This window comes from Acetivibrio ethanolgignens, from assembly GCF_001461035.1.
In the GTDB taxonomy this organism is placed as follows: domain Bacteria; phylum Bacillota; class Clostridia; order Lachnospirales; family Lachnospiraceae; genus Velocimicrobium; species Velocimicrobium ethanolgignens.
On record NZ_LNAM01000096.1, the window covers coordinates 1 to 1,369 of the forward strand.

At 35.5% G+C, this 1,369-nt stretch carries 3 protein-coding genes; 1 reads left to right on the forward strand and 2 read right to left on the reverse strand.

The genetic code is table 11. From position 1 onward, the window contains the following. The first annotated feature begins 176 nt into the window (after positions 1-176). On the forward strand, positions 177-350 hold the full coding sequence (locus tag ASU35_RS19660) for a hypothetical protein (protein ID WP_172794601.1): 174 nt from the start codon (positions 177-179) through the stop codon (positions 348-350). A 135-nt stretch (positions 351-485) separates the two neighbouring features. Here the strand turns inward: ASU35_RS19660 and ASU35_RS05330 are convergent, their stop codons facing one another. Both ASU35_RS05330 and ASU35_RS05335 read right to left on the reverse strand, forming a co-directional pair. Then, positions 486-749 (reverse strand): Txe/YoeB family addiction module toxin, encoded by a 264-nt coding sequence (locus ASU35_RS05330; RefSeq protein WP_172794602.1) that lies wholly within the window; start codon positions 747-749, stop codon positions 486-488. Then, entirely contained in the window at positions 742-1,008 is a 267-nt protein-coding gene (locus ASU35_RS05335) for a type II toxin-antitoxin system Phd/YefM family antitoxin (protein ID WP_058352019.1), read from the reverse strand. Before ASU35_RS05335 ends, ASU35_RS05330 begins: the two co-directional genes overlap by 8 nt. Positions 1,009-1,369 lie beyond the last annotated feature (361 nt).

Here is a 1,369-nt window from a genome sequence, read left to right on the forward strand (position 1 = left end):
ACTTTGTGGCATAATGAGTACCTCTTTTCTTGTTAGATTTATTATATCTTATTAGCCACCCCTGTTACAACTTTATTATATCACTTCACCCCTTCTTCTGTTATCTGATTTATAGAAACTTATTAACCAGTAGTTTTGATTGACTACGCCATTATTATACTAGGAGGATGAACACCATGAAACCAGATATCGAGGCACTGCGCAAAAAATACATGGATAATCCGCCAGAAGGTACGACATCCAAGGACATTCGCCTTATGAGCGAGGATGCACTTCTGGATATGGATTATTTCTTAAATGATGATGAACTTGATGACGGTTTTGGTGAAGAAGGTTTTTACATCTTCTAAGCCAGCAATCGTCCGTTTGTTGTGCCCGCCGACCTGCGGGCTTTTTTCAATTCAAGAGAGCGCCGTAGGCGGTCTTTCCTATAAAGCAAAAAAGCACCTTCAGAAGAATACTTCTTCCGTTGGTGCTTCATATCTTTATGTGTCACTATAATGGTATCTACATGCCAAAATATATACATTGGCTTCATCAATTTTATATATTAACCTATCTTTATCATTAATGCGTCTACTCCAAAATCCTGCCAAATTTCCTGTTAATGGTTCAGGCTTTCCGATACCTTCATTGCCATTTCTACATATATCCTCAATAAGACTGTTTATTTTTTTCAGTGTCTTTCTGTCTTCTGTCTGCCAATAAACATAGTCTTTCCAACCATTCTCCGTAAATACCTTATTCATTCGCATCTACCTCGATAAGATTCTGTACGGAAACATTACCCATTTCTAACTGTGCCTTAGATTCCATTAACCAATCATAATTTACCTTATTGCCCATGATATAAGCGTTTTCCATAAGATTGTTATAAGATTCCTCAGATAACATAACAACATTCTTATTATCTTTTCTCGTAACAATCATTGTTTCATAATCATCTGTAACTCTGTCCATACACGCTTTCATATTGTCACGAAGATTTGTATAATTTACTGCTAACATAAACACACCTCCATATCACAACGTACAGTTTTCTGTACTTTCATTATAACGTACAGTTTTCTGTACGTCAAGTGCATATTATATTATATACTATAAATCACAAAATATTCAGTAATAATTTACACTAATACATATTATCCTTGTAAAATTTAAATTATATAGTGTCTGCTGACTAAGCAGATATTTGTAACTTCAAGCTCCTACCTTTACTCCAATCACGCCAGAATCGGAGTAACTGAAAAAGAGTGCAAAGTATTCGCCTCTGAATCCTAAACAAATTCATCACGAATACAGATAATGAGATAGAAGTCAACTGGGTTTCTTTCAGCTTCGTGCTAATGCAGCTCATCCCATAGCAACG

Bases quoted from the DNA above. Each gene is read 5' to 3' on its own strand.
- ASU35_RS05330 (WP_172794602.1), bottom strand. From the start codon at position 749: ATGAATAAGGTATTTACGGAGAATGGTTGGAAAGACTATGTTTATTGG.
- ASU35_RS19660 (WP_172794601.1), top strand. From the start codon at position 177: ATGAAACCAGATATCGAGGCACTGCGCAAAAAATACATGGATAATCCG.
- ASU35_RS05335 (WP_058352019.1), bottom strand. From the start codon at position 1,008: ATGTTAGCAGTAAATTATACAAATCTTCGTGACAATATGAAAGCGTGT.